The organism is Paenibacillus sp. GCM10023250 (assembly GCF_042653205.1).
In the GTDB taxonomy this organism is placed as follows: domain Bacteria; phylum Bacillota; class Bacilli; order Paenibacillales; family Paenibacillaceae; genus Paenibacillus_Z.
The window spans coordinates 137,447-157,842 of record NZ_JBHSHY010000004.1 but is presented as its reverse complement, the minus strand read 5'-3'; the positions used below and the strand labels follow the sequence as shown (position 1 = coordinate 157,842).

At 59.3% G+C, this 20,396-nt stretch carries 17 protein-coding genes and 1 pseudogene; 6 read left to right on the top strand and 12 right to left on the bottom strand.

What is annotated here, in order from left to right:
* Positions 1-32 precede the first annotated feature (32 nt).
* The 5 genes from ACFPB1_RS06195 to trxB all read right to left on the bottom strand — a co-directional run bounded on the left by ACFPB1_RS06195 (position 33) and on the right by trxB (position 5,066).
* Positions 33-1,595, bottom strand: a complete 1,563-nt coding sequence (locus ACFPB1_RS06195) for a carbohydrate-binding protein (protein WP_379223047.1) — start codon at positions 1,593-1,595, stop codon at positions 33-35.
* A gap of 50 nt (positions 1,596-1,645) precedes the next feature.
* A complete protein-coding gene (locus tag ACFPB1_RS06190) occupies positions 1,646-2,692 on the bottom strand; it encodes a glycoside hydrolase family 19 protein (protein WP_379223045.1) in 1,047 nt (348 codons plus the stop codon).
* 303 nt (positions 2,693-2,995) lie between these two features.
* Positions 2,996-3,454: a MarR family winged helix-turn-helix transcriptional regulator gene (locus tag ACFPB1_RS06185; protein ID WP_379223043.1), complete on the bottom strand. Its 459-nt coding sequence runs from the start codon at positions 3,452-3,454 to the stop codon at positions 2,996-2,998.
* A 79-nt stretch (positions 3,455-3,533) separates the two neighbouring features.
* Complete coding sequence (tpx, locus tag ACFPB1_RS06180; protein WP_379223041.1) at positions 3,534-4,055, bottom strand: thiol peroxidase; 522 nt, start codon at positions 4,053-4,055, stop codon at positions 3,534-3,536.
* Between the two features lie 84 nt (positions 4,056-4,139).
* Complete coding sequence (gene trxB, locus ACFPB1_RS06175) at positions 4,140-5,066, bottom strand: thioredoxin-disulfide reductase (RefSeq protein WP_379223145.1); 927 nt, start codon at positions 5,064-5,066, stop codon at positions 4,140-4,142.
* Between the two features lie 376 nt (positions 5,067-5,442).
* On the opposite strand from trxB, the gene ACFPB1_RS06170 reads away from it, so the two are divergent.
* The gene (locus tag ACFPB1_RS06170) at positions 5,443-6,393 is read left to right on the top strand and encodes an alpha/beta fold hydrolase (RefSeq protein WP_379223039.1); all 951 of its coding nucleotides are present in this window, start codon (positions 5,443-5,445) and stop codon (positions 6,391-6,393) included.
* Between the two features lie 117 nt (positions 6,394-6,510).
* Here ACFPB1_RS06170 and ACFPB1_RS06165 read toward each other — a convergent pair whose 3' ends face one another.
* The 4 genes and pseudogenes from ACFPB1_RS06165 to ACFPB1_RS06150 all read right to left on the bottom strand — a co-directional run.
* Positions 6,511-7,593, bottom strand: a complete 1,083-nt coding sequence (locus ACFPB1_RS06165; protein WP_379223037.1) for an alpha/beta fold hydrolase — start codon at positions 7,591-7,593, stop codon at positions 6,511-6,513.
* Positions 7,594-7,792: 199 nt separating this feature from the next.
* Positions 7,793-8,560 carry an ABC transporter permease gene (locus tag ACFPB1_RS06160; protein ID WP_379223035.1) on the bottom strand — a complete coding sequence of 256 codons (768 nt, stop codon included), beginning with the start codon at positions 8,558-8,560 and terminating at the stop codon, positions 7,793-7,795.
* Positions 8,561-9,322 (bottom strand): ABC transporter ATP-binding protein, encoded by a 762-nt coding sequence (locus tag ACFPB1_RS06155; protein WP_379223143.1) that lies wholly within the window; start codon positions 9,320-9,322, stop codon positions 8,561-8,563.
* 49 nt (positions 9,323-9,371) lie between these two features.
* Positions 9,372-10,016: pseudogene (locus tag ACFPB1_RS06150) on the bottom strand (pentapeptide repeat-containing protein); the annotation flags it as partial.
* Between the two features lie 647 nt (positions 10,017-10,663).
* Between ACFPB1_RS06150 and ACFPB1_RS06145 the strand changes: the two are divergent.
* The 4 genes from ACFPB1_RS06145 (at position 10,664) to ACFPB1_RS06130 (ending at position 12,555) form a co-directional block, all read left to right on the top strand.
* On the top strand, positions 10,664-11,107 hold the full coding sequence (locus ACFPB1_RS06145) for a MarR family winged helix-turn-helix transcriptional regulator (protein WP_379223033.1): 444 nt from the start codon (positions 10,664-10,666) through the stop codon (positions 11,105-11,107).
* 72 nt (positions 11,108-11,179) lie between these two features.
* Positions 11,180-11,479 (top strand): winged helix-turn-helix transcriptional regulator, encoded by a 300-nt coding sequence (locus ACFPB1_RS06140; protein ID WP_379223031.1) that lies wholly within the window; start codon positions 11,180-11,182, stop codon positions 11,477-11,479.
* 36 nt (positions 11,480-11,515) lie between these two features.
* On the top strand, positions 11,516-11,830 hold the full coding sequence (locus tag ACFPB1_RS06135; RefSeq protein ID WP_379223029.1) for a hypothetical protein: 315 nt from the start codon (positions 11,516-11,518) through the stop codon (positions 11,828-11,830).
* A gap of 128 nt (positions 11,831-11,958) precedes the next feature.
* Positions 11,959-12,555, top strand: a complete 597-nt coding sequence (locus tag ACFPB1_RS06130; protein ID WP_379223027.1) for a nitroreductase family protein — start codon at positions 11,959-11,961, stop codon at positions 12,553-12,555.
* Between the two features lie 366 nt (positions 12,556-12,921).
* Here the strand turns inward: ACFPB1_RS06130 and murA are convergent, their stop codons facing one another.
* The 3 genes from murA to ACFPB1_RS06115 all read right to left on the bottom strand — a co-directional run bounded on the left by murA (position 12,922) and on the right by ACFPB1_RS06115 (position 18,728).
* Positions 12,922-14,214, bottom strand: a complete 1,293-nt coding sequence (gene murA, locus ACFPB1_RS06125) for a UDP-N-acetylglucosamine 1-carboxyvinyltransferase (RefSeq protein ID WP_379223025.1) — start codon at positions 14,212-14,214, stop codon at positions 12,922-12,924.
* Complete coding sequence (locus tag ACFPB1_RS06120; protein ID WP_379223023.1) at positions 14,211-14,924, bottom strand: FHA domain-containing protein; 714 nt, start codon at positions 14,922-14,924, stop codon at positions 14,211-14,213. The genes murA and ACFPB1_RS06120 overlap by 4 nt, the downstream gene beginning before the upstream one ends.
* Positions 14,925-15,128: 204 nt before the next feature.
* The gene (locus ACFPB1_RS06115; protein WP_379223021.1) at positions 15,129-18,728 is read right to left on the bottom strand and encodes an endo-beta-N-acetylglucosaminidase; all 3,600 of its coding nucleotides are present in this window, start codon (positions 18,726-18,728) and stop codon (positions 15,129-15,131) included.
* 701 nt (positions 18,729-19,429) lie between these two features.
* Between ACFPB1_RS06115 and ACFPB1_RS06110 the strand changes: the two genes are divergently transcribed.
* Positions 19,430-20,374, top strand: coding sequence for a hypothetical protein (locus tag ACFPB1_RS06110; protein ID WP_379223019.1), 945 nt, complete (start codon positions 19,430-19,432; stop codon positions 20,372-20,374).
* The last annotated feature ends 22 nt before the right edge of the window (positions 20,375-20,396 follow it).

The window sequence follows — 20,396 nt, the reverse complement described above, 5'->3', positions numbered from 1 at the left end:
TCCTTTGTGCCTCATCTTGCGCGAATACGCGATTATTTGCCCACGAGCTCGAAGCTGTCGAACGCCGCCCAATTGCCGGCTTTGGCGTCACTGTAGACACCGACCTCGATCTGTCCGTTCGTGACCGGAATGTTGTCGATCGTGTAGTGCGTGTACGCCGTCACCGGGCCTGTCCCGATGTCCGCCCCCAGCTCGGCGCCGCCGTAATTCTTGACATACAGCTTGAGCGCGCGCTGGCCGCCGCCCGAGCGTACCCACACGCTCGCCTTGTACAGCCCGTTCGGTACGCTGACCGTCTGCGCCGTGATTTGCTGATAATCGCCGGCTGCCCAGTGCGTCAGCTTGAAGCTGCCCTGATACGGCTGATCCCGGTCGACCTTATGGGCAAGCTCGCGGTTATGCCACTCGAACCAGTTGGCCAAATCGCCCGTATCGAAGCCGGCGTTCTTTAATAGATTCGCGCTCTCGGCCTTCGCAAATCCGATCCAATTGAGGTTGAAGCCCGCACCGCTCGCGAAGACGCGCAGCGTGATCTGGCCGGCGCCGAGATTCGCCGCCGTCTGGACCGTCTGCCAATTCTGCCAGCCGCCCGTATTCGGCACGGCCGTCGTCGCGAGCACCGTCTCGCCCGCTTTCAATTGAATCTGGCCGGTCGCGACCGGACTCGCGACCCGGTACTGCACCGTGTAGCGGCCCGCCGCGGGAACGTTCAGCTTATACTCCATCCAATCGCCGGCATCGATATAGCCGACGTTCTGGCCGCCGCCGGCATCGGTCGTGCCTTCGAGCTGTACGCCGTTCATCGCGCTGAAGCTCTCGGCCTCGATGCGGCCGGGAATCGTCACGGGCGCCGGCGCCGCATTCGCGTCGCGTTCGTACACGCGGACGTAATCGACGAGCATCGTCTGCGGAAATACGGTCGCGTTATCCGGATCGCCGTCGAAATTGCCGCCCACGGCCACGTTCAGCAGGAAATGGAACCGCTTGTTGAACGGCGCCGGGCTGCCGCCGCCCGAGCTGTACCACTCCGAAGCATTGCGCGTCTGATACAGGTTCCCGTCCACGTACCAGCGGATTTCGTTCGGCTCCCACTCCACCGCGTACACGTGGTAGCCCGCGTCCGGCAGCCTGTAGCTCGAGCCGATATACTTCCACGGATTGCCGAAGTGGATCGTGCCGTGCACCGTGAGCGGATCCGAGCCGCGCTGCTCCATGATGTCGATCTCGCCGCTGACCGGCCATGCGCCGTATGCCCAGTCGGTCGGCAGCATCCAAATGGCGGGCCACAGGCCTTTCCCCGCAGGCAGTTTGGCGCGGACCTCGAATCGGCCGTACGTCCAGTCGCCCTTCTGATTGGAGACGAGGCGGGCCGAGGAATACGGCATGCCGTTCGTGTTTTCCCGGAGCGCTTGAATCACCAAGTGACCCGTGCCGTCCAAATACGCGTTTTTCGTGCTGTTCGTATAATACTGCTTCTCGTTGTTCCCCCAGCCGGTTCCGCCGATGTCGTAGCCCCATTTGGCCGGATCCGGAGCCGTGCCGCTCGCGCCGTCGAATTCGTCGCTCCATACGAGGCGCCAATTGCCCGTGCTCATCGTCATCTCTCCTCTTCTTAAGTCAGGTATGCCGCCTTCGGTCAAGGCGATTAACAGGACAGGTTATTGCCCGGCGCGACGCCCAAAATCGAACAAATGCGCTTGTACTGGTCAACTCGGCTTTGGACCGGTCCTCCGCCTCCGCGGTTGCACTCGAGCGCGCCGTTGATCGTGCGGATCGTCTCGCCGAATCCGCGCGATTTCACCATGGCGTCATGGCAGGTCATCGATCCGGCACCGGTCTGCGTGTTCCAGAACCACAGCGCCGTCTTCCAGGCGACGGACGAATCTTGGGCGACCAAGTCCGGATTCTTCAGCAGCGGGAGCCCCAGCGCCTCGCCAGCCGCGCCGTAGTTATAGTTCCAGCTGATTTGCAGCGGTCCCCGGCCGTAATATTGCTTGCCCGGCTCGACGGGATAGCGGGTGTTGCCATAGTCCGCATAATGCGGGTAATTCGCGGTATTCGCCTCGTTAATGTAGTACAGGCCGCCCGTCTCGTGATAGACGTTGGCCAGGAACGCCGCCGCTTCCTGCTTGCGCATCGTGTCGTCGCCTGTATTCGCGAAGCCGGGATAAGCGCCGAGCGCCGCGGTAAATCCGGCATACGTATAGAACGATTGGCGGGACGGATAGATCTGGTTGAACTGCGATTCCGATACGATGAACCCACCGCCGCTCGGGTGCGACGGCTGGGCTGCCCCCGTACCCGCCTGCGCGATCGTAAATTCCTCCCACCCGGACGCAGCCGTCCGGTTCGCGTACAAGACACCGCCCTTGTTCAAATCCGCGCATACGTACAGCTGATTGGCCATGGCCTGCAGCGCGACCTTGCCGTTGCCACGGTCGATCTTCCTGAACTTCTCCCAGCCTTGAATGGCCGTCGCGCGCGCGATCAGCTTCGTCTCTTGATTGAGATCCGCCGTCACGTATTTGTTATTCGCGATCGATAGGAATGATACCGTCCCGTCGCTGTTATGGATCTCATTGAACATTTCCCACTCTTGCGCGGCCTGCCGGTTGGCGACGAGCGGGCTCGCGCCTTGGTTCTCCGCCGATACGAACGTATTATTCGCAGCTGATTTAATCGTAGATGACATGATAACCTCCGAAATTTAATTAATTTTTGAAAGTAACTCTCTTAATTACTATGAGGATACTTCTACTTTTTAACAATGCGCCGATCATCCGATATTTTAAAACATATTTTTACATTATTTATTGAATGTTTTCTTAATTTCGAGTAACTCGCCGCGATTACGTTCCGATTCATTCGCGATGCAATCGCTTATTATGGAAGCCGTTCCAGCCCAAAATGAGCACAGAGTCCTAGATGCTTTCCAGATGCGCCCGGCCGAAAACAAAAACGAGACGCCGGAGGATCTCCTGCGTCTCGTTTTCGTTTATTTTTCCGCCGATTTCTCGTTCACCTTATGGAGCAGCTTCCGGATCGCCTCGTTCAGCACGCCGATCTCCGCCTCGGTCATCCCGCTCGCTTCGAGCAGCGACATCGGCACGCACGTCGTTTGTTCCTTAAGCGAGATCCCCTTGCCGGTAATCCGGATATGCAGGACCCGCTCGTCTTCCGTCGAACGCTCCCGCCGGATCAGTCCCGCGGCTTCCATGCGCTTCAGCATCGGAGTGAGCGTGCCGGAATCCAGGACCAATTGTTCGCTTATCTCCTTGACCGACATGGTCTCGTGCTCCCATAGAGCCAGCAGTACCAAGTATTGCGGATAGGTTAAGTCGAGCTCGTCCAGCAGCGGCCGGTACATTCGGAATATCGCCCGCGAGCAAGCATACAACGAAAAACACAAATGAGCGTCCAACGGGATATGAGAACCTTGGTTATCGTGCTTCATCGCGCATCCCTCCTCTCACGTTAACTGCCGCATGTCCGTCGCCCTTCATCTTACAATCCCTTATCCAAAAAAACAATGATTACTCGGCGAGGCTGCGCAGGGCCGAAAGCGCGGCGCCGTAGTCCGGATGATCCGACAGCTCGCTCACATATTCGACGTAACGGACGGTATCGTCGGCATCGACGATAAAGATCGCCCGTTGGTCCAGCTGCAGCTCTTGGATCAGCACGCCATAAGCCGCGCCGAAGGCACGATGCTTGTAATCCGACAAGGTGACGACGCGGTCGATGCCGGCGGTCGTGCAGAACCGGCTCTGCGCGAACGGCAGGTCGACCGAGATCGTCAGGACGACCACGCCGTCGCCCAGCTTGGACGCTTCTTGATTGAACCGGCGCGTTTGCGCGTCGCATACGTCGGTATCCAGCGAGGGCACGACGGATATGAGCTTGATCAGGCCATTGTAATCGGATAGGCTCGCTTCGGTCATGAGATCCTTGTTGACGGTGAAGTCGGGCGCTTTGTCCCCGGCTTTCAATTCCGGGCCGACCAGCGTGATCGGTTGTCCGCCTGCCGTTGCTTTGCCGATGCGTTCTTGTGTCATGAGAAATACCTCCATCAGATCATAGTTGAGAAGATTTGTATATTACGTAACGGTATGCACGAGTCTTACCTGTTTAACTAAGCCTTATTGCTGCTCGAACAAGAAGTTCTCGCAATCCAGCGCCGCTTTGCAGCCGCTGCCCGCCGACGTGATCGCCTGACGGTAGATCGGGTCCATGACGTCGCCGCAGGCGAATACGCCGGGAACATTCGTGCGGGACGTACCCGGGACGACGTCCACGTAGCCGTGCGCGTCGGTACGGATCTGACCGCCCAGGAAGCCGGTGTTCGGACGATGGCCGATCGCGAGGAAGATCCCGTCGGCCTCGAGGAGCTCCTCCTCTCCCGTCGCGTTATTGCGAACTTTGAGCGCGGTTACCCCTTTGTCGCCGGACAGCACTTCGAGCGGGGCCGCGTTCAGGCTCCACGCGATTTTCGCGTTGGCGCGCGCGCGGTCCTGCATGATTCGGGAAGCCCGAAGCTCCTCCCTGCGGTGCACGATACGGACCTCGGAAGCGAACCGCGTCAGAAACTGCGCTTCCTCCATCGCGGTGTCGCCGCCGCCGATGACGATGATCTTCTTGTTCCGGAAGAAGAACCCGTCGCAGGTCGCGCATGTGCTGACGCCCCGGCCGATGTTCTCCGCTTCTCCGGGAATGCCGGCCATATTCGCGGAAGCGCCGGTCGACAGGATGACCGCGTCCGCCGTTATCTCGGTGCCGCCTTCGAGGTACAGGGTGAACGGGCGCTTCGATACGTCCACGCGGGTTACGTAGCCGGTTTGAATGCGCGCGCCGAACCGCTCGGCTTGCTTGCGCATGTTCTCCATCAGCTCCGGCCCCGTGATCCCCTCCGGAAACCCGGGGAAGTTCTCGACTTCCGTCGTCGTCGTCAGTTGCCCGCCCGGCTGCGGCCCTTCGATCACGAGCGGAGACAGGTTCGCCCGCGCCAAGTAGATGGCCGCCGTGAATCCTGCGGGACCCGTTCCGATAATAACCGTTTGATGATGCATCATGAATTCCTCCTCAGCTTCGCTTGCTCACTAATCATTTGTGTACAAACTTTATGAACCCATCATATCTGCCGCATACTAGTTTGTCAACAAATTAATTTTAAACAAACAAATACCGCCTATGCGCCGGCCTGGCTGCGAAACCGATTTGAAACGCCTATATGAAAGACAAAAAACGGCGGCCCCCACGCGGCCGAATCCGTCATTTTCAACGCTTCATTAGAGCGCTTCTCGAGCCAAATTCGTTCAATTAATTTGTTGACAAATCATTTGTTAGCAAATTATTATAGGGATGCGGATGAGCCAAAACTTTCCACGGCAACGCAGGCGAGGACAGGCGGTTCGCGGAACCCACCATTCTGAGGAGGAATAGATGATGAGAAACTTTACAAGCAAAAAGGTCATGACGCTGTCGCTGGCGGTCGCGCTGATCGGCACGGGAGCGGGCATCGGAGCGAGCCTCGCGAAATCGCCGGTCGCGGAAGCGCAGCATTATACGGCCGGCGTCGTGAACACGAGCAGCGGCCACTACATCACGGTCGGCAACAACGTGAAGCTGTACGTCGAGGACGTCGGCGAAGGCAAGCCGGTCGTCTTCATCCACGGCTGGCCGGCCAATCACGAGATGTACGAATACCAAGAGACCGAGCTGCCTAAGAAAGGAATTCGCTTCATCGGCATCGACCTGCGCGGCTTCGGCAAGTCCGACCGCCCGTACGACGGCTACGATATGGACACCTTCGCGGACGACGTGCGCCAGGTCATCGACAAGCTGGAATTGAAGGACGTGACGCTGGCCGGCTTCTCGATGGGCGGCACGGTGGCGACGAACTACATGATCCGGCATAAAGGACACGCGGTGTCCAAGCTGATGCTGTTCGGAGCCGCTTCCCCGAGCTGGAGCCAGCGCGACGGCTATCCGTACGGTATCACGCAGAAGGATATCGCCAACATCGTGGCCAACTTGAAGGCGGACCGCCCGAACATGCTGAAGAGCTTCGGCGACGATTTCTTCTACAAGCAGCCGAGCCCGGCTTTCCGCGCCTGGTTCGATCAGATGGGCCAGTCCTCGGATGCCCGCGCCACGATCGAAAGCATCCAATCGGTCGCGGACACGGATCTGCGCGCCGGACTGAAAACGATCGGCGTGCCTACGCTGATTTTGCACGGCGTACATGACAAGGCGGTTCCGTTCGCCATCGCGGAGCAGCTGCACCACGGCATCCGGAACTCGACGCTCGTCCCGTTCCAGAACAGCGGCCACGGTCTCTTCTATGAAGAGAAAGCGAAATTCAACGAGGAAATCGTGAAGTTCGTGAACCCTTAAACGCCGGGACGCCGATACGGAGGTTCCGTACCGGCCGAGATCTTCATAAGCGGCATAGCAAAGGCAGCGATCGCGGGTGATCGCTGCCTTTGCCTACTGAATTGCAGCCCGTTCGAGCTACCGGAAAAACGATCTGAACAGCCGAGCGGCGGCCTGCGGGTTCTCCTCCATGATCCAATGCCCGGTCTTCTCCAGCTTCACTGTCCTTGAATTCGGCGCATGCTCGGACAAGAATTGCTCGAGCATGCCGTAACCGGACACGCCGGCGATGCCGAGCGCGGGTACGGACAGCGGCGGGTAGGTCTTGAACGTCTCGATATCTTCCCTGAACGTCTTGTACCATTCGTTCCCCGCGCGAAGCGCGTCGGGCTGGGAATAGGCTGCGAGGTACACCTCGCGTTCCTTCTTGCTGAGCGCATCCTTGGTATAGCCCATGTAATCGTAAATCCAATTGTAGACGAGATCGAGCTGCTTGCCCTGCAGCAGCTGCTCCGACAAGCCCGGGATCGTGTTGACGGCAAACCACCAGTAGAACTTAGCCCGCTCGGGGTTGCTCTCGTCGTAGACGCCCGCCGGCGGCAAAATCGGGATGTTCAAGAAATTCTCGTTCGGATGGGAAGCATCCATCAGCAAGACTTTCTTCGTGGCTTGCGGGTAATTGGCCGCGTAAGCGTAGGCGATCGTCGCGCCGATATCGTGCCCGGCGATATAGATGCGCTCGTATCCGAGCGCTTGGGCCAAAGCATGAATATCCGCGGCCATCGTCTTCTTATCATACCCCGATTGCGGCTTGTCCGAGCTGCCCATGCCGCGGTATTCCACGACGTACAGATGATAGTACTTGGACAGCTCCGGCATCATGCTGCGAAACGAATACCACGTTACGGGCCAGCCCGGCAGTATAAACAGCGGCTCGCCCTTCCCGCCCTCGACGTAGTGAAGCTTGACGCCGTTCACTTTCTTGTAGCCGTTCTTGAAGCCCGGAAGCTCTTTGACCAGCTCCTCGTCGGAATACGCCTTGGCGGCCGCCGGCTTGCTTGCCGTGGTGTAGGCCACGTTATCCGCATGGATCCCGGCAGCACGCTCACCGCCTTGCCGATCGTCGCGCTGCGCGCAGGCCGACAGTACGAGCAGCAGCATCGACGCAATCAGCGCCAGCGCCGCGCCTCTGGCCGGCCGTCTCGAATGATGTCCAAACATCGCATTCCCTCCTGCTATAGGTGTATTGGTTCTCACTTCGATCTTACTAAGGAGGACGGAATGCCAAATCTGTGAAAGGTCATGACTCTGCATTAAAAAAAGCATCGCTTTCGGACATTGCGCATGACGATCTTCATGGGCAATGCCGAAAGTAATGCTTCCCGTATCCAGGAACGGTCTCTGCAAGCCGGCCGTGCGTTTACACCCGCCTCTTATACGCCCGCATGGCAAGCAGATAAGCTGCCGTCATGACGCCGATGCACCAGGCCAGCGCGATCCAGATGCCGCTTCCGACCGGTTGTTCCGCCAGCAGCGCCCGGATGGCGTTGACGATCGAGGTGACCGGCTGGTTGTCGGCGAAGACGCGGACGACGGCCGGCATCGACTCGGTCGGCACGAACGCCGAGCTGACGAAGGGCAGGAAGATGATCGGGTAGGAGAAGGCGCTCGCGCCGTCCACCGTCTTGGCGGAGAGCCCGGCGAACGCCGCGACCCAGGTCAGGGCCAGCGTAAACAGGGCAAGGATGCCGGCGACGGCCAGCCACGGCAGCACCCCGGCGGATGAACGAAACCCCATGACCAAGGCGGCGATCACGATGACGGCGAGCGAGATAGCATTGGACACCAGCGAAGTCAGCACATGCCCCCATATCAAGGCGGAGCGCGATATCGGCATTGTCTGAAACCGCTCGAGGATGCCCCGCTGCACATCGGTAAACAGGCGGTACGCCGTGTACGCCACGCCGCTCGCAATCGCCATGAGCAGGATGCCGGGCAGCAGGTAATTCACGTAGTTGTCCGTCCCGGCCTGGATGGCGCCGCCGAACACATAGACGAACAGCAGCATGAACGCGATCGGCATGATCGTAACCGTGATTATGGTATCCATGCTGCGGAACACATGGCGCAGGGAACGTCCGAGCATGACGCTGATGTCGGTGAAGAAACGCTTCTTTGCCGCTTCCATTTACTTGCCCTCCTTGTGGCCGACGATGGCGAGGAAGATCTCCTCGAGGGTCGGCTGTTTTTCCACGTATTCCACTTGCTTGGGCGGGAACAGCTTCTTCAATTCCGCGAGCGTGCCGTTCGCGATGATCCGGCCTTCATGCAGGATCGCGATCCGGCCGGCCAGCTGCTCGGCTTCCTCCAGATACTGCGTGGTCAGCAGGACCGTCGTGCCGCTCTCGGCAAGCGCCTTGACAATCTTCCAGACCTCGATGCGCGCTTCGGGGTCGAGTCCCGTCGTCGGCTCGTCGAGGAAGAGGATCTGCGGGTTGCCGACCAGGCTTAATGCGATGTCGAGCCGGCGGCGCATGCCGCCCGAATACGTGGACACGCGGCGGTCGGCGGCCTCCGTCAGTCCGAATCGGGTGAGTATGTCGTCGGCCACCCGGCGGGGGTTAGGGAGATATCGCAGCTTGGCGATCATGATCAGGTTCTCGCGCCCGGTCAGCACTTCGTCCACGGCGGCGAACTGCCCGGTCAGACTGATCGCCTGCCGCACATGGTCGGGGCGGGACGCGACATCGAATCCGTTAATGGCGGCGGTACCGCCGTCCGGCTTCAGCAGCGTCGCGAGGATTTTGACCACCGTCGTCTTGCCCGCCCCGTTGGAGCCGAGGAGCGCGAAGATGCTCCCCTGCTCCACCTCGAAATCGACGCCCTTCAGCACCTGCAGCTGCTTGTAGGATTTTTGCAGCCCATTCACTTGGATGCTCTTGGGCGGCATGGCTTGCACAGTTTGCACGGTTTGCATGGTTTGCATTGGAATCCCTCCCTTATCGGATCGTGACGTTCGTCAATTCGGCTCCCATGCCCTTAAGCAGCGCATAGGTCAGCTTATCCATCGCCGCGCCGTCGAAGCGGATGGTCTTGATCATCCGGCTGTACTTGTTCGTGAGCGCGAACCCCGGCCTGAACGAGACGTTGTTTAAGGTCGCGCCCTTGAACGAGGTTCCGGTCAAGGCCGTGTTGTCGAACGTCACGCCGATAAACGTCTGGCCGTCGAAGCGCTGCCCGCTCAGATCGGCGTGCTTGAAGTCCGCCCCGTCGAACACGCACCCTTCAAACGACGTCTTCCGAAGGTCGGTCTGCGCTAACGTCACGCCGGTCAGCCGAACGTCCGCGAAGCGGGCACCGCCGAGCGCCGACTTGCCGAAATTCGTGCGGACCAGAATCGTGCTGCGGAAACTGGCATTGGCCAGGTCCAGCGCGGACAGGACGCAGTCCGTCAGGTTCGCGCCGTCGAAGTTCGCTGCGCGGACGTTGCTGCTCTGGAACGTACTGCCGATCAGATCCGCGCCGAAGAAATCGGAGCCGTGCAGCGCGCTGCCTTTGAACTGTCCCTGATGCGCCGTCACGCCGGTCAAGTCGCTTTCCGCCAGGTTGCTTGCGTTGAAGTTCGTCAGCAATTTCCGTTCCAATCTCGCATTCTTCATCTTAAATCGCTCCTCATGAATTCATTTTTTTAGACGCGTATCGCATAAGCTCGCTTGTGCTTGCTGGGATGTAGTGTTGGGTTCGCTCAACCATTCGCTTCCATATCTGCATGATAAGCCATACTACTGTGTCTGTAAAGGTACTTATTTTATTATAATACTACGCCGCCGAAAATTCGTGTGGGCCAAACAAAAAAAACCGCGCGGCGCGCGGTTCTCTGAGCGTTCCTGCCTTACAAACCAATGGCAGCCGATCGAATCGGCTGCCGTTGGCTCTAAGCCGCTCCATATGGAAGGGCTCCTATAAAAGAATCTTTGGCCGGGTCGTAAAAGAGATGTCCGAACGCACCGGATTATCCGAGGGGGACTTCGGAAAAGTGGACAGGCTGATTCAATTCGGGAACGGCCAACTTACCAACAGGGCTTCTCGGCCGCCTTGTTCGATGCCTGAATGACTTCATTTCGCATTGGAAATTCTAAACACGACGCAGCGCTCGCGCAGCTTATTAAGCAGCCTTGTCCTGAACAACGCAACGCCGGAAGAAGAGCTTGATGAGGAGCCGATTGCCATTGACAGGCCAGTTCCCGGCTTCTATAATAAAGTCAACTAATTGACTATTGAGGTTGATTCAATGGATGAAAAGAAAGATGAACGACTGGAGATTATCGACAACGTTTTCCGGGCAAACGTTTTATTGGAACGCATAGGCCATAACTTGTCCTCGCAAGCCGGCTTGACCAGCCTGCACCAATGGTTTATTCTTATCGCTCTCGAGCGAGTCGGGGATCAATCTTTTAAAGAATTGGGAAACAACATGCTCGTAACCAAGCAAAATATGACAGGCATGGTGCAGCGGCTGAAACAAAACGGATTCGTAACGACTTACGAGTGTCCGCTTGACAGACGCGTCACCAAAGTCAGCATCACCGAGGAAGGAAAAAAAGCGCTGGCCAACGTCAATGAATATTCCGTTGTCAAAGTTGAACGTTTGTTCGAGGGATTTTCCGCTCAAGAGTTGGCATCGTTCGGCGGCTTTCTTGAAAGAATGATCGGCAATATGAAAAAAGAGACGTAACTAAAAATTTTATGCAATTGGTCAACTTATTGACTGTCATGATATTTACTAAAAAATAGACGGAGGACCGAGATGGCTAAAAAAAATTTCAAATCCGAAAGCCAGCTGCTGTTCGGCAAATGGAATTACGACATCGTGAAGGAATTAATGAGCGGTCCCAAACGTTTTTCGGATATCAAGAGAACGCTGCCGATTACCGGCACGTCCTTGACCGGCCGGCTGCGCATGCTTGAAGCCGAAAACTTGATTAGGAGGCATATGCATCCCGGAGTCCCCATATGCGTGGAATATGCATTGACGGATAAAGGGGAAGCAATACGGCCTGTGATCGAAGCATTCGAGCGATGGATCAGCCATTATATGGACGGGTAGCGATAGTGGAGGCAGCTTGAAAGGAGGTGAAATCGAATGAGCCAGGTTGAGGACAACGTCCCCTTTTATTTTAACGGCGATTTTGGAACCGGAGCTACGAGTAACGGATGGGCCGCCGAAGGCAATATCAAGCACGAAGTCGCGTTTTATCAACGGATTTTCAGCGGAGGACCGGTAATCCAATTTGCTTCTGAAGCACAAATTCGCCGTGCTTATGTGGCATTGGCGGCTGGGGGCACGATCGTAAAGCCGTTAGAGGAGACTTCCGTCGGCGGATTTTCTGCGGCCGTAAAGGATCCTAACGGCATCGAGTGGAATCTGCACTTTGCTAAGGATGATGGCCATAATTAACGTACATTGAGGCCAGAAGCATCGCGGTTTTACGGAACGGGGCCGGCATCGGTATCGTTTGACATTTATCTTAAACTAATGTATCTTGAATTTAAGACTTAATTCGCGATATACAAGGAGAGATTACCATGAGCAAATTGTTTTTGGACGCTGTCAAAGCTAGACGCACGTTCTACGGGCTGAGCAAGGATGTCGTCGTCTCGGAGGACCGGATCAAGGAAATCGTACGCGAAGCCGTCGATCATACCCCGTCCGCATTCAATTCGCAAAGCTCGCGCGTGGTCGTGCTCTTCGGTGAACAATCGGACAAGCTGTGGAACATTGCGAAAGAAACGCTTCGAAAACGCGTTCCCGCGGAAAATTGCGCAGCGACCGAAGAGCGAATCAACGGTTTTGCGAGCGGCTACGGTACGATCCTGTTTTTCGAAGACCACGCGGTCGTGAAGGGCTTGCAAGAGCAATATGCGTCTTATGCCGACAATTTCCCGGTTTGGTCCAACCAATCCTCGGGCATGCTGCAGCACGTCATTTGGACGGCGCTTGTCGCAGAAGGTCTCGGCGCTTCTCTGCAGCACTACAATCCGCTCATCGATGCCGATGTTGCGCAAACGTGGCAACTTCCGGGCGACTGGAAGCTGATTGCGCAAATGCCGTTCGGAAAACCGACGTTCGTGCCGGGCGACAAGGAATTCATGTCACAATCGGATCGCGTGAAGTTTTTCTAAGTGCTCGTAACATAGAGTGATTCGATGAATGCAGCGGCTGACTAGGACGCGGAGACGATGTCCTGGGCTGGCCGCTGTTTTAATTGACGTTGAACGTTCAGGTGCCGATCTGGACGATGGCGTATGGCCCGCGGCCGGAGCCTTAATGCGGGCAGCAGGCCGGTCCGCCGCGGCCGCTATCCGCTGCTCCCCTCCAACCGCCAGGCAGCGGCCTGGCCTCCACGTCCGCTGCCTATGCTCTCGCTCCTCTCCCGTGACTGCCCCCACACGACTGTCCACCCCCATCCCCAGACACGAAAAAAAGCCGCAACCGATGCGGCTTTGCCATACGTATGCGGCAAATTGACACGCCATCATGGAACGGGCTTATGTACGCATCTGCAGCCGATCCGTCATGCCCCCGGCATCCAGCTCCTGCATGGAGAGCGAAGCGCCGATGTCCCGAAAATTCGCGATGACGTCTTCATAGCCGCGCTCGACATGCTCCACGCCCGTGATATACGTGCTGCCCTCTGCCGCCAGCCCGGCCAGCACCAGACAGATGCCGGCGCGCACGTCCGATGCGTGCACCCAGCCGCCCTGCAGGGGCATGCCGCCGCGGATGAAGGCACTCTCGCGTCTGAGCTCGATCTGCGCGCCGAGCCGCCTTAACTGCGGCACGTGAGCGAAGCGCTTCGGAAAGACGCGGTCGGTGATGATGCTCTTGCCCCTGGCCTGCAGCAGCAGCGAGGTCATGGGCTGCTGCAGATCGGTCGCGAAGTTCGGGTACATGCCTGTCCGAACCCGCGTCGCCCTCAGCGAACCCGTGCCGGAGGCCGTGATATGATGCTCGCCGCATTCGATCTGCATGCCGATCTCCTCGAGCTTCGCCAGGCAGGAGCCCAGATGCTCGGGGATGACGTCCCGGACGGTCACTTCTCCCCCGTGGATGCCCGCGGCCATCAGGAACGCCCCCGCTATCAGCCGGTCCGGAATGACGGTATGCGTGCCGCCCTGCAGATAAGGGACGCCTTCGATGCGAATCTGCGGCGTGCCTGCCCCGTAGATCCGCGCTCCGAGCCGATTGAGCAAGACGGCCGTATCGACGACCTCCGGATCCACGGCGGCGTTGCGAAGCACCGTCCGCCCGCTGGCCCGGACCGCCGCGAGCATCGCGTTAATGGTCGCGCCAGAGGTAATGGTGTCGAAATAAATGTCCGCGCCCTTCAAGCGGGCGGCCTCGACGACGAAATGATCGTCGAACAGCCTGACCTCGGCGCCGAGCGCCCGAAAGGCTTTGATATGCTGGTCGATCGGCCTGGAGACGAAATCGTCCCCGCCCGGGAAGCCGATCGTGACGCTGCCGAATTTCGGGAGCAGCGCACCGGCGAAGTAATAGGAGGCCCGGAAGCCGGACGCTTTGCTCGGGTCGATGACGGCGCTGTGCATCCAGCGGGGATCCAGGACGACTTGTCCGCCGGTCTGCTGCATGGACAGGCCGATATCTTGGCTGATGGCCGATATCGTGCGAATGTCCTCGATACGGGGAATCCCGTTCAGCGTGACGATATCGTCCGCCAGGCAAGCGGCGGCGAGCAGCGCGAGCGAGCTGTTTTTGGAGCCCGGTATGCGCACGCTGCCGTTCAACGGGCCCGAATAGTCGACTTTGATGTATTTCATGACGTAATTCCCACTCTCGTTTTCGATTCAGTCTCGAGGATATACCCGCTTCCGCGGACTGCGTTTATGAGCAAGGTGTCTTTTCCGTATTTTTTGCGCACGCGGTACACCAGGGCGTTCAATTCGTCGAGCGTGACATCGGGGATGCCTTCCTCGCCCTGCAGGCGTTCCGGCCACACGCTGGCTTTGATTTCGTTCAGCGGCACCAGCTGGTTCGGGTGCTCGTGAAGGGCCCGAAGGAACAAATATTCTTTCTCCGACATCGGAATCCGCTTGCCCTCCACGATGCATTCCCGCTTGTCCCAGTGAATGATCAGCCTCGCCTCCGCCTCGTCCGGCTGCGCGTCGGCCCTTGGCGCTTCGATATCCAAGGTCTGCTCGGCGAACGAATACGAGAAATGAAGGACGACCAGCCCTTTGGACAGCTGAATGCGATCGAAGTTGTGCAGCAGATACGGCTTATGCGGCGTCATGCGCACGCCGTTCAGCTCCGTGCCGTGACGGCTTCCGAGATCGTAGAGCAGCGCCTTGTCCCGCTCCCTGCGGATGATCACGTGCTGACGGGAAATATACGCGTTCGTGAAGGCAAGGTCCGGGGCCGACTGATGGGCGACCCTGCCGATGAGCATGGTATCATCCGTCAGATTCACGCAAGTCCCGGGGGAGTAAGGTTCGCCGCTGATGACGTACAGGTAGGCGTAATTGTCCACATTCGTCACCTCCGTTTGGGTGTGCGGGCTGCTTTTCGGGTTGCGGCTCCATCCCTTATGGTACCGGAAACGGCGCGCAATGAAAACCTCTCGGCGCTGACGGCACGGTTACGGTTCGGTAATAACCGCGCAAAGTCCGAAACGCAACCGAAACGAAAAAAGGAACCGGCCCTAAGCCGGTCCCTAAAATCCGCGTTGCTGTGCCTATTGCTGCCGGGCGAGGAAGGCCGCGTCCCGGAGCAGGCATGCCGCCGCTTCCTCGGAAATATGCTTCCCGCGCTGCGCGCTTACTTCGCTCGCGAAGCTGTCCACGTTCCCATGCTCCAGCTTCTTAAGCAGGCTGTTCGCGATCCCGCCGTTGTCGATCGATCCGTTCGCCCGGAATCGTTCGACCAGGGCATGCAGGGAATCGAGGCTGGCCGTCGTCATGAACCGAACCGTTAAGGTGCCGGCATTCCCCGCGAGGTCGCGGGCTTCCACGGCCAGGACGTGAGTGCCGAGCGCAAGTCCGCTCAGGTCCACCGCTTCGCCCGGATGAAGCCGCACGCCGTCGAGCGTGACGACCGTGCTGCCGGCCGCCGCGCCGGAGCCCGCGTCGGTTACGGTAATCTGCGGGAGGAACAATTGATCATCCGTGAATACGTCGCCGTCATGCACCGAAGCGGTGATCGCCGGCGCCGTCCTGTCCAGACGAATGAAGCTTTCCCGGGCCGATTCGACGTTGCCCGCAGCATCCGCCGAGCGGTACAGGATGCGGGCCGCCGCGTCGTCGGCAAGCGTGACCGGACCAGTGTACGGCAGCCAGTTCGCTCCGCCGTCCAGGCTGTATTCCGTCTTGGCGACGCCGGACAATTCGTCCGATGCCGTCAGTGTCAGCTCGACTGGATGCACGTACCAGCCGTTCTGCCCGTCCGGCGCGGAAGGCGCCGCGGTCAGCGTCGTGACGGGTGCCGTCTTATCCAGTCCCGCTACCGCTTGGTCGATCACCTGTTGGATCGCGGCGCTGCTGTAATATCCGTCCGCCGGTCTGCCGCTCACGATCGCCTGGGCTACGGCGAGCTTCCCGTCGGCGCTCAGCAGATTCCACTTCGTTAAGTTCAGATGGAGCCCCGGCGAAGCCGGCGAGCCGAGCAGCTGGCGCACGTTCTCGGCCGCAGCCGCCTGATTGAGGCTTAAGAACACGGGATTAACCGCATACCCGCCGATCTCGAATTCGTAAATCCGGGCGGCGTTGTCGCTCGTGCTGGCCGGCTTCGTCACCCACAGCCGGACATACCGGGCTTCCGACAGATCAATCGTATGCTCGGTCCGCCCCTTCGTGTTCGCATGGACGTCAACGACGTCCCGCCACGTTGCTTTGTCGTCGCTCAGCTGGATTTTGTAATCGTACGTATTCATGCTCACCGCTTCGCCGCCAAGCTCGGCATGCGAGAGCGCGAAATCCGTAATCGCGTAATCGGCGCCCAGATCGCTCACGACCCAGTGCGGGCCGCTGCCAGCATTGGCGCACCATTTGGTCTTCAAGCTGCCGTCGAACGCGAATCGCGCGGCTTCGGACGAGGCGCAGGTCGAGCTCGCGGTCGCCGTCTTGTTCAGCGCGAGATTGGACTGGCCGCCCGATACCGCCCACGTGACGTGAACCTGCTCCGTATGCGCGTCTTCGCCCGAGCTGTTCGAGGCGGTCAGCGTAATCGTGTACGTCCCTTCTTGGCTGTAGGTGACGACCGGGTGCCCCGAGCTGTCATCGACCTGGCCGCCCGGCACATCCCAGCGGACCGATTCGGTCGTCTCCGACGAGCGGTCGATCAAGTCGATCGGCTGGCCCGGAGCGGCGTACCGCTGGCTGACGGCGAAGTCCGCCGCCGGCTTCGGATAGGCCGGCCAGTTCAGCGTGACGACCGCCGGCTCGCCGTGCCGGAAGCTGCCGTCGACGCCGACGATTTGCAGCGCCGTCTGCGATTCCTTGCCGATCCGCTTGATCTGGGACACGTAATACGCGTCGTTCGGCGTCGCGCCGAGGAACTCGCGCGTCCCGTCCGGCTTCAGCCGGTATACCTCGTACAGCGCGGCAGCCGGTTCCGGCTTGGTCCAGGTCAGCCGGGCGTCCGCGGCGATGCCGCCGGTAAATTCATTTGTCATTGCCGGCGCGCTCGGCTGGAGGGCCGGCGCGGGCTGCCCGGCTTCGTCGGTTACGGACAGCCGCCCGATGTTGACGGCGTAGCCATTAATCGCCGTGTCGCTCGCGAAGCTCAGCCCGGTGGCGGCGATCCGCTTGCCGGCATAGGCGCCGAGCGGGATCGACTTCGTCGTCCATGCGCCGCCCGGGGCGTCGCCCGCATCCAAGTAGACGAACGCGTTCGGGTCATCCGCGAAGGCGATGCCGACCTTCATATGCGAAGCGGCCACGCTCGGATCCGCCAGCTTGAACGCAACGCCCAGCTTCGTGTCCGCCCCTACCGGCAGATCGGTCTTGTACAGCTTGATCTGCGTGGCGTTCGCCGGGCCGAGGTCGCCCGAGACCTTAAGGGAGCTGCCGCCATAATAGGCGGTCGCGAAATCGATGTCCGGCTTCAGCGGCGTGCCCGCGCTGTCCGCGATCCAGCGCCACGTCGGCATGACGTCCTGCAGGCTGCGGTTATTCCAGTCCGCGGTGCGCAGCACCTCGCCGTTCACCGCGAATAGATGCCCCTGCCCCGCGTTGAAATTCGTCACGAACGGCAGAGACGTCACCGGCGTCTTGTCCGCGATGTAATTCGCGATGCCCGGCCATGACGTGCCGGGTGCCGTGCGGCGCGGATCGCCGTTCGGCCCGACCCAGAACCGGTTCTCTCTGGCGTAGAAGTCCGCCTGCCCGGTCGACGATTTGTACGCCCAATCGGGGCGGTACAGCCCGAGCGACGTCACCGCCTGGCCGCCGGACGGGAAGATGGCGCTCCAGCGAGGGGCCGAATTATACCCGTTCGCTTCCACGTCGATGCCGGCGTACAGGTCGTACGGATTCCGGCCCAGGTTCGCCGCCGCCGCATTCGAAGCGCTCAGCGTGCCCGCGCTCCATCTGAAGTCGAGGAACATGCTGTCGGAGACGATTCCGCTGCTGTCCTGGAAGAACATGCTGTTCGATGCGTTGAGCGCGCCCTGCCACGACACCGGGCCGCTGCTCACCATCGCGTCGTACCACATGATTTTCATGCTTGCGGGTTTCTTGGCTTGCAGATACTTGAGCATCTGCTGCATCTTGGCCGCGGTCGACGAATTGCCGCCGGCCGTCTCCTGGTTGATGAACCAGCCGTCGAACCCGTAATAGTTCGCCACCTCGATCAGCTTGTCCGCGAACGGGAAGGAGCCGTCCGGATTTTGCACCAGCGAGTCGTTCACCCAATCGATCTTGCCGCCGTAGGCGGTCGGCGGGTAGAAGATCGTGCCGAGGATCGGAACGCCGTTCTTATGCGCGGCATCGGTCGCGTCGGCGCTCGGCGGCACGATAATGCCCTCGCCCGAGGAGCCGGCCCAGTCGACGAGCACATCGGGATACTGCCAATATTGGAACGCATACGTATCGAACTGGTCCGAGCCTTGCGACGGCGTCCCGCTCGTATGGTCGGCCATCGACGAAAGCGCTGCCAGTTTCGGGCCCAGCGTTACGTTGGGATTTACTTGATCGCCCACAGCCCGAGTGGCCAGCGGAATGCCCGACTTATTAAAAGCGGCATCCTTGTCCGTCTCGGGGGACCAATTCAGCAGGTCCTTTGGGAACCAGTACGAGGAATACGGCTGCTCCGCGTGCGCGGACGCTTGCCAAATCATGCAGGAGGCCGCCATCACGGCCGCCAAGGCGAACAATCTTCGTAGGAAAACCAACCTCATCCGTCCTTTCTCTTTACCGCTAATAGAGCGCTTTCATTACATCGAAGCCTGCCGCTTGCCTGCGCGATGTTCACCTGCGTTGACGATTGTTTCGCAGCCCTCCCCCTCTCCGCTCGCTGCTAACGAGTAACAATTACAGGCGTGCAGATCATATTTTACTTCAAGCCCGCGTGGTTGAATAGTCAACAAACGATAGATCTTGCGGACAACCTCGCGGACCGGGAACAGCGCGGAACCATACAATCTACAGGGCATCGTCGTGATGAATAGGAGTGAATGTCATACGAGGAAAACCTGCGGCCGCGAGCGCAATGAGGCTTCCAACGGTTCGGCAGAATCCGCGCGACAACCGCCCGAAAATAAAAAAAGGGACCCGCAGCAACGGGCTGCGGGCCTAAAAGATATATTTCAAAAGGGGGGTCGAGTTCAAGTATAGCCTAGCAGCCTTAAGAAGAGATAAAGATTGGATGTCATTCTCATTACAAGTATCTTACAAAACCAATTCAAACCGCTCCCGGGCCGGCGGTTAAAAATTCCTCGGGGCGAGGTCTTTTTCTTCCGGGACGGGGAATAAGATGATCCTTAGGGCCGCGTCCACTTCACGAGTTCGAAGGAAGGGCCCACATTAGGAGGCGGTTAGGATGGCAGAACGAAGAATCGAGCCGAAAGACTTCGTCAAGATGCAGCAGCAGTACGGCCACGTCTTGGTCGACGAAGCCGTGAGGCAGGCGCTTATCAGCGAGAAGCTGATCAAGGAGACGGACGCCAGCGCGGCTGTTCTCGTCTCGGAGCAAAACCCGTTGTCCCTCCTGAAATACGATGCCGTCATCGGCTACCTGGACAAACTGTCACAGGTCGGAAAGCCGCTCACCCCCGCCCCGGAGGTGCCCGGCGGTCAGCGCATTATCGGGGAGAAGATCGGGATTCAAGGCAATCCGCCGTGGGCGGATACCGGTTATGCAGGGGGATGGCACTTCAGTCAAAGCAACGGCTGGGATGCGTGGTTTACCGTCATCCCGATCGCGTCCGGCGGATTCCGCATTGCGAATCCGGCTTGCCGGCTGACCGGGAGCCACGGCCCGGCAATACGCGGCGGAGACACCTATGGCCAGCTGAGTTACCTGACCCCCTACGATAGCGGCCGCCTTCTCTTTCACGTGAGCTGGGATAACGGCACGGCCGGGACGTACCAAGACACGAGCGGGTTAAACGCCGAGGGGCATTTCTTCGGCAACGCGGGGGGGGACGTCGTCTTCGAAGCGAGCAAGATGCCGAAGGAGAAGGTGAGCGATCCCGCTCCGATGCGGCCGGTGATCAGCTGCGAGGCCGCCGCGAATCAGATTCAGGACGGCTTCAACGTGACCATGGGCGGCGCGGGATTCGGCGGCTCCGAGCGCTACGAACTGCAGGGCCGCGTGGTCGGGACCGGATTCACCGGCGAATGGGGCGTCTACGCAGAGGGCGAGACGGATGGCTTCGGGCGTTTCGCCGCTTCCTTCGGCATTATTAAGCCGCTCGGTCAAGCATACGTATTCCGTGCTCTCGGACAGCACAGCGGGTATACCCAAGAGATCGGCATCTCTTAGGCGGCGATAAGACGGATTCGCG

Excerpts from the sequence above, each read along its gene's own strand:
- ACFPB1_RS06170 (WP_379223039.1), top strand. The coding sequence starts at position 5,443 with ATGAGAAACTTTACAAGCAAAAAGGTCATGACGCTGTCGCTGGCGGTC.
- ACFPB1_RS06195 (WP_379223047.1), bottom strand. The coding sequence starts at position 1,595 with ATGAGCACGGGCAATTGGCGCCTCGTATGGAGCGACGAATTCGACGGC.
- ACFPB1_RS06185 (WP_379223043.1), bottom strand. The coding sequence starts at position 3,454 with ATGAAGCACGATAACCAAGGTTCTCATATCCCGTTGGACGCTCATTTG.
- tpx (WP_379223041.1), bottom strand. The coding sequence starts at position 4,055 with ATGACACAAGAACGCATCGGCAAAGCAACGGCAGGCGGACAACCGATC.
- ACFPB1_RS06110 (WP_379223019.1), top strand. The coding sequence starts at position 19,430 with ATGGCAGAACGAAGAATCGAGCCGAAAGACTTCGTCAAGATGCAGCAG.
- ACFPB1_RS06160 (WP_379223035.1), bottom strand. The coding sequence starts at position 8,560 with ATGGAAGCGGCAAAGAAGCGTTTCTTCACCGACATCAGCGTCATGCTC.
- ACFPB1_RS06155 (WP_379223143.1), bottom strand. The coding sequence starts at position 9,322 with ATGCCGCCCAAGAGCATCCAAGTGAATGGGCTGCAAAAATCCTACAAG.
- ACFPB1_RS06140 (WP_379223031.1), top strand. The coding sequence starts at position 11,180 with ATGGCTAAAAAAAATTTCAAATCCGAAAGCCAGCTGCTGTTCGGCAAA.
- murA (WP_379223025.1), bottom strand. The coding sequence starts at position 14,214 with ATGAAATACATCAAAGTCGACTATTCGGGCCCGTTGAACGGCAGCGTG.
- ACFPB1_RS06190 (WP_379223045.1), bottom strand. The coding sequence starts at position 2,692 with ATGTCATCTACGATTAAATCAGCTGCGAATAATACGTTCGTATCGGCG.
- ACFPB1_RS06165 (WP_379223037.1), bottom strand. The coding sequence starts at position 7,593 with ATGTTTGGACATCATTCGAGACGGCCGGCCAGAGGCGCGGCGCTGGCG.
- ACFPB1_RS06115 (WP_379223021.1), bottom strand. The coding sequence starts at position 18,728 with ATGATTTGGCAAGCGTCCGCGCACGCGGAGCAGCCGTATTCCTCGTAC.
- ACFPB1_RS06145 (WP_379223033.1), top strand. The coding sequence starts at position 10,664 with ATGGATGAAAAGAAAGATGAACGACTGGAGATTATCGACAACGTTTTC.
- trxB (WP_379223145.1), bottom strand. The coding sequence starts at position 5,066 with ATGCATCATCAAACGGTTATTATCGGAACGGGTCCCGCAGGATTCACG.
- ACFPB1_RS06130 (WP_379223027.1), top strand. The coding sequence starts at position 11,959 with ATGAGCAAATTGTTTTTGGACGCTGTCAAAGCTAGACGCACGTTCTAC.
- ACFPB1_RS06135 (WP_379223029.1), top strand. The coding sequence starts at position 11,516 with ATGAGCCAGGTTGAGGACAACGTCCCCTTTTATTTTAACGGCGATTTT.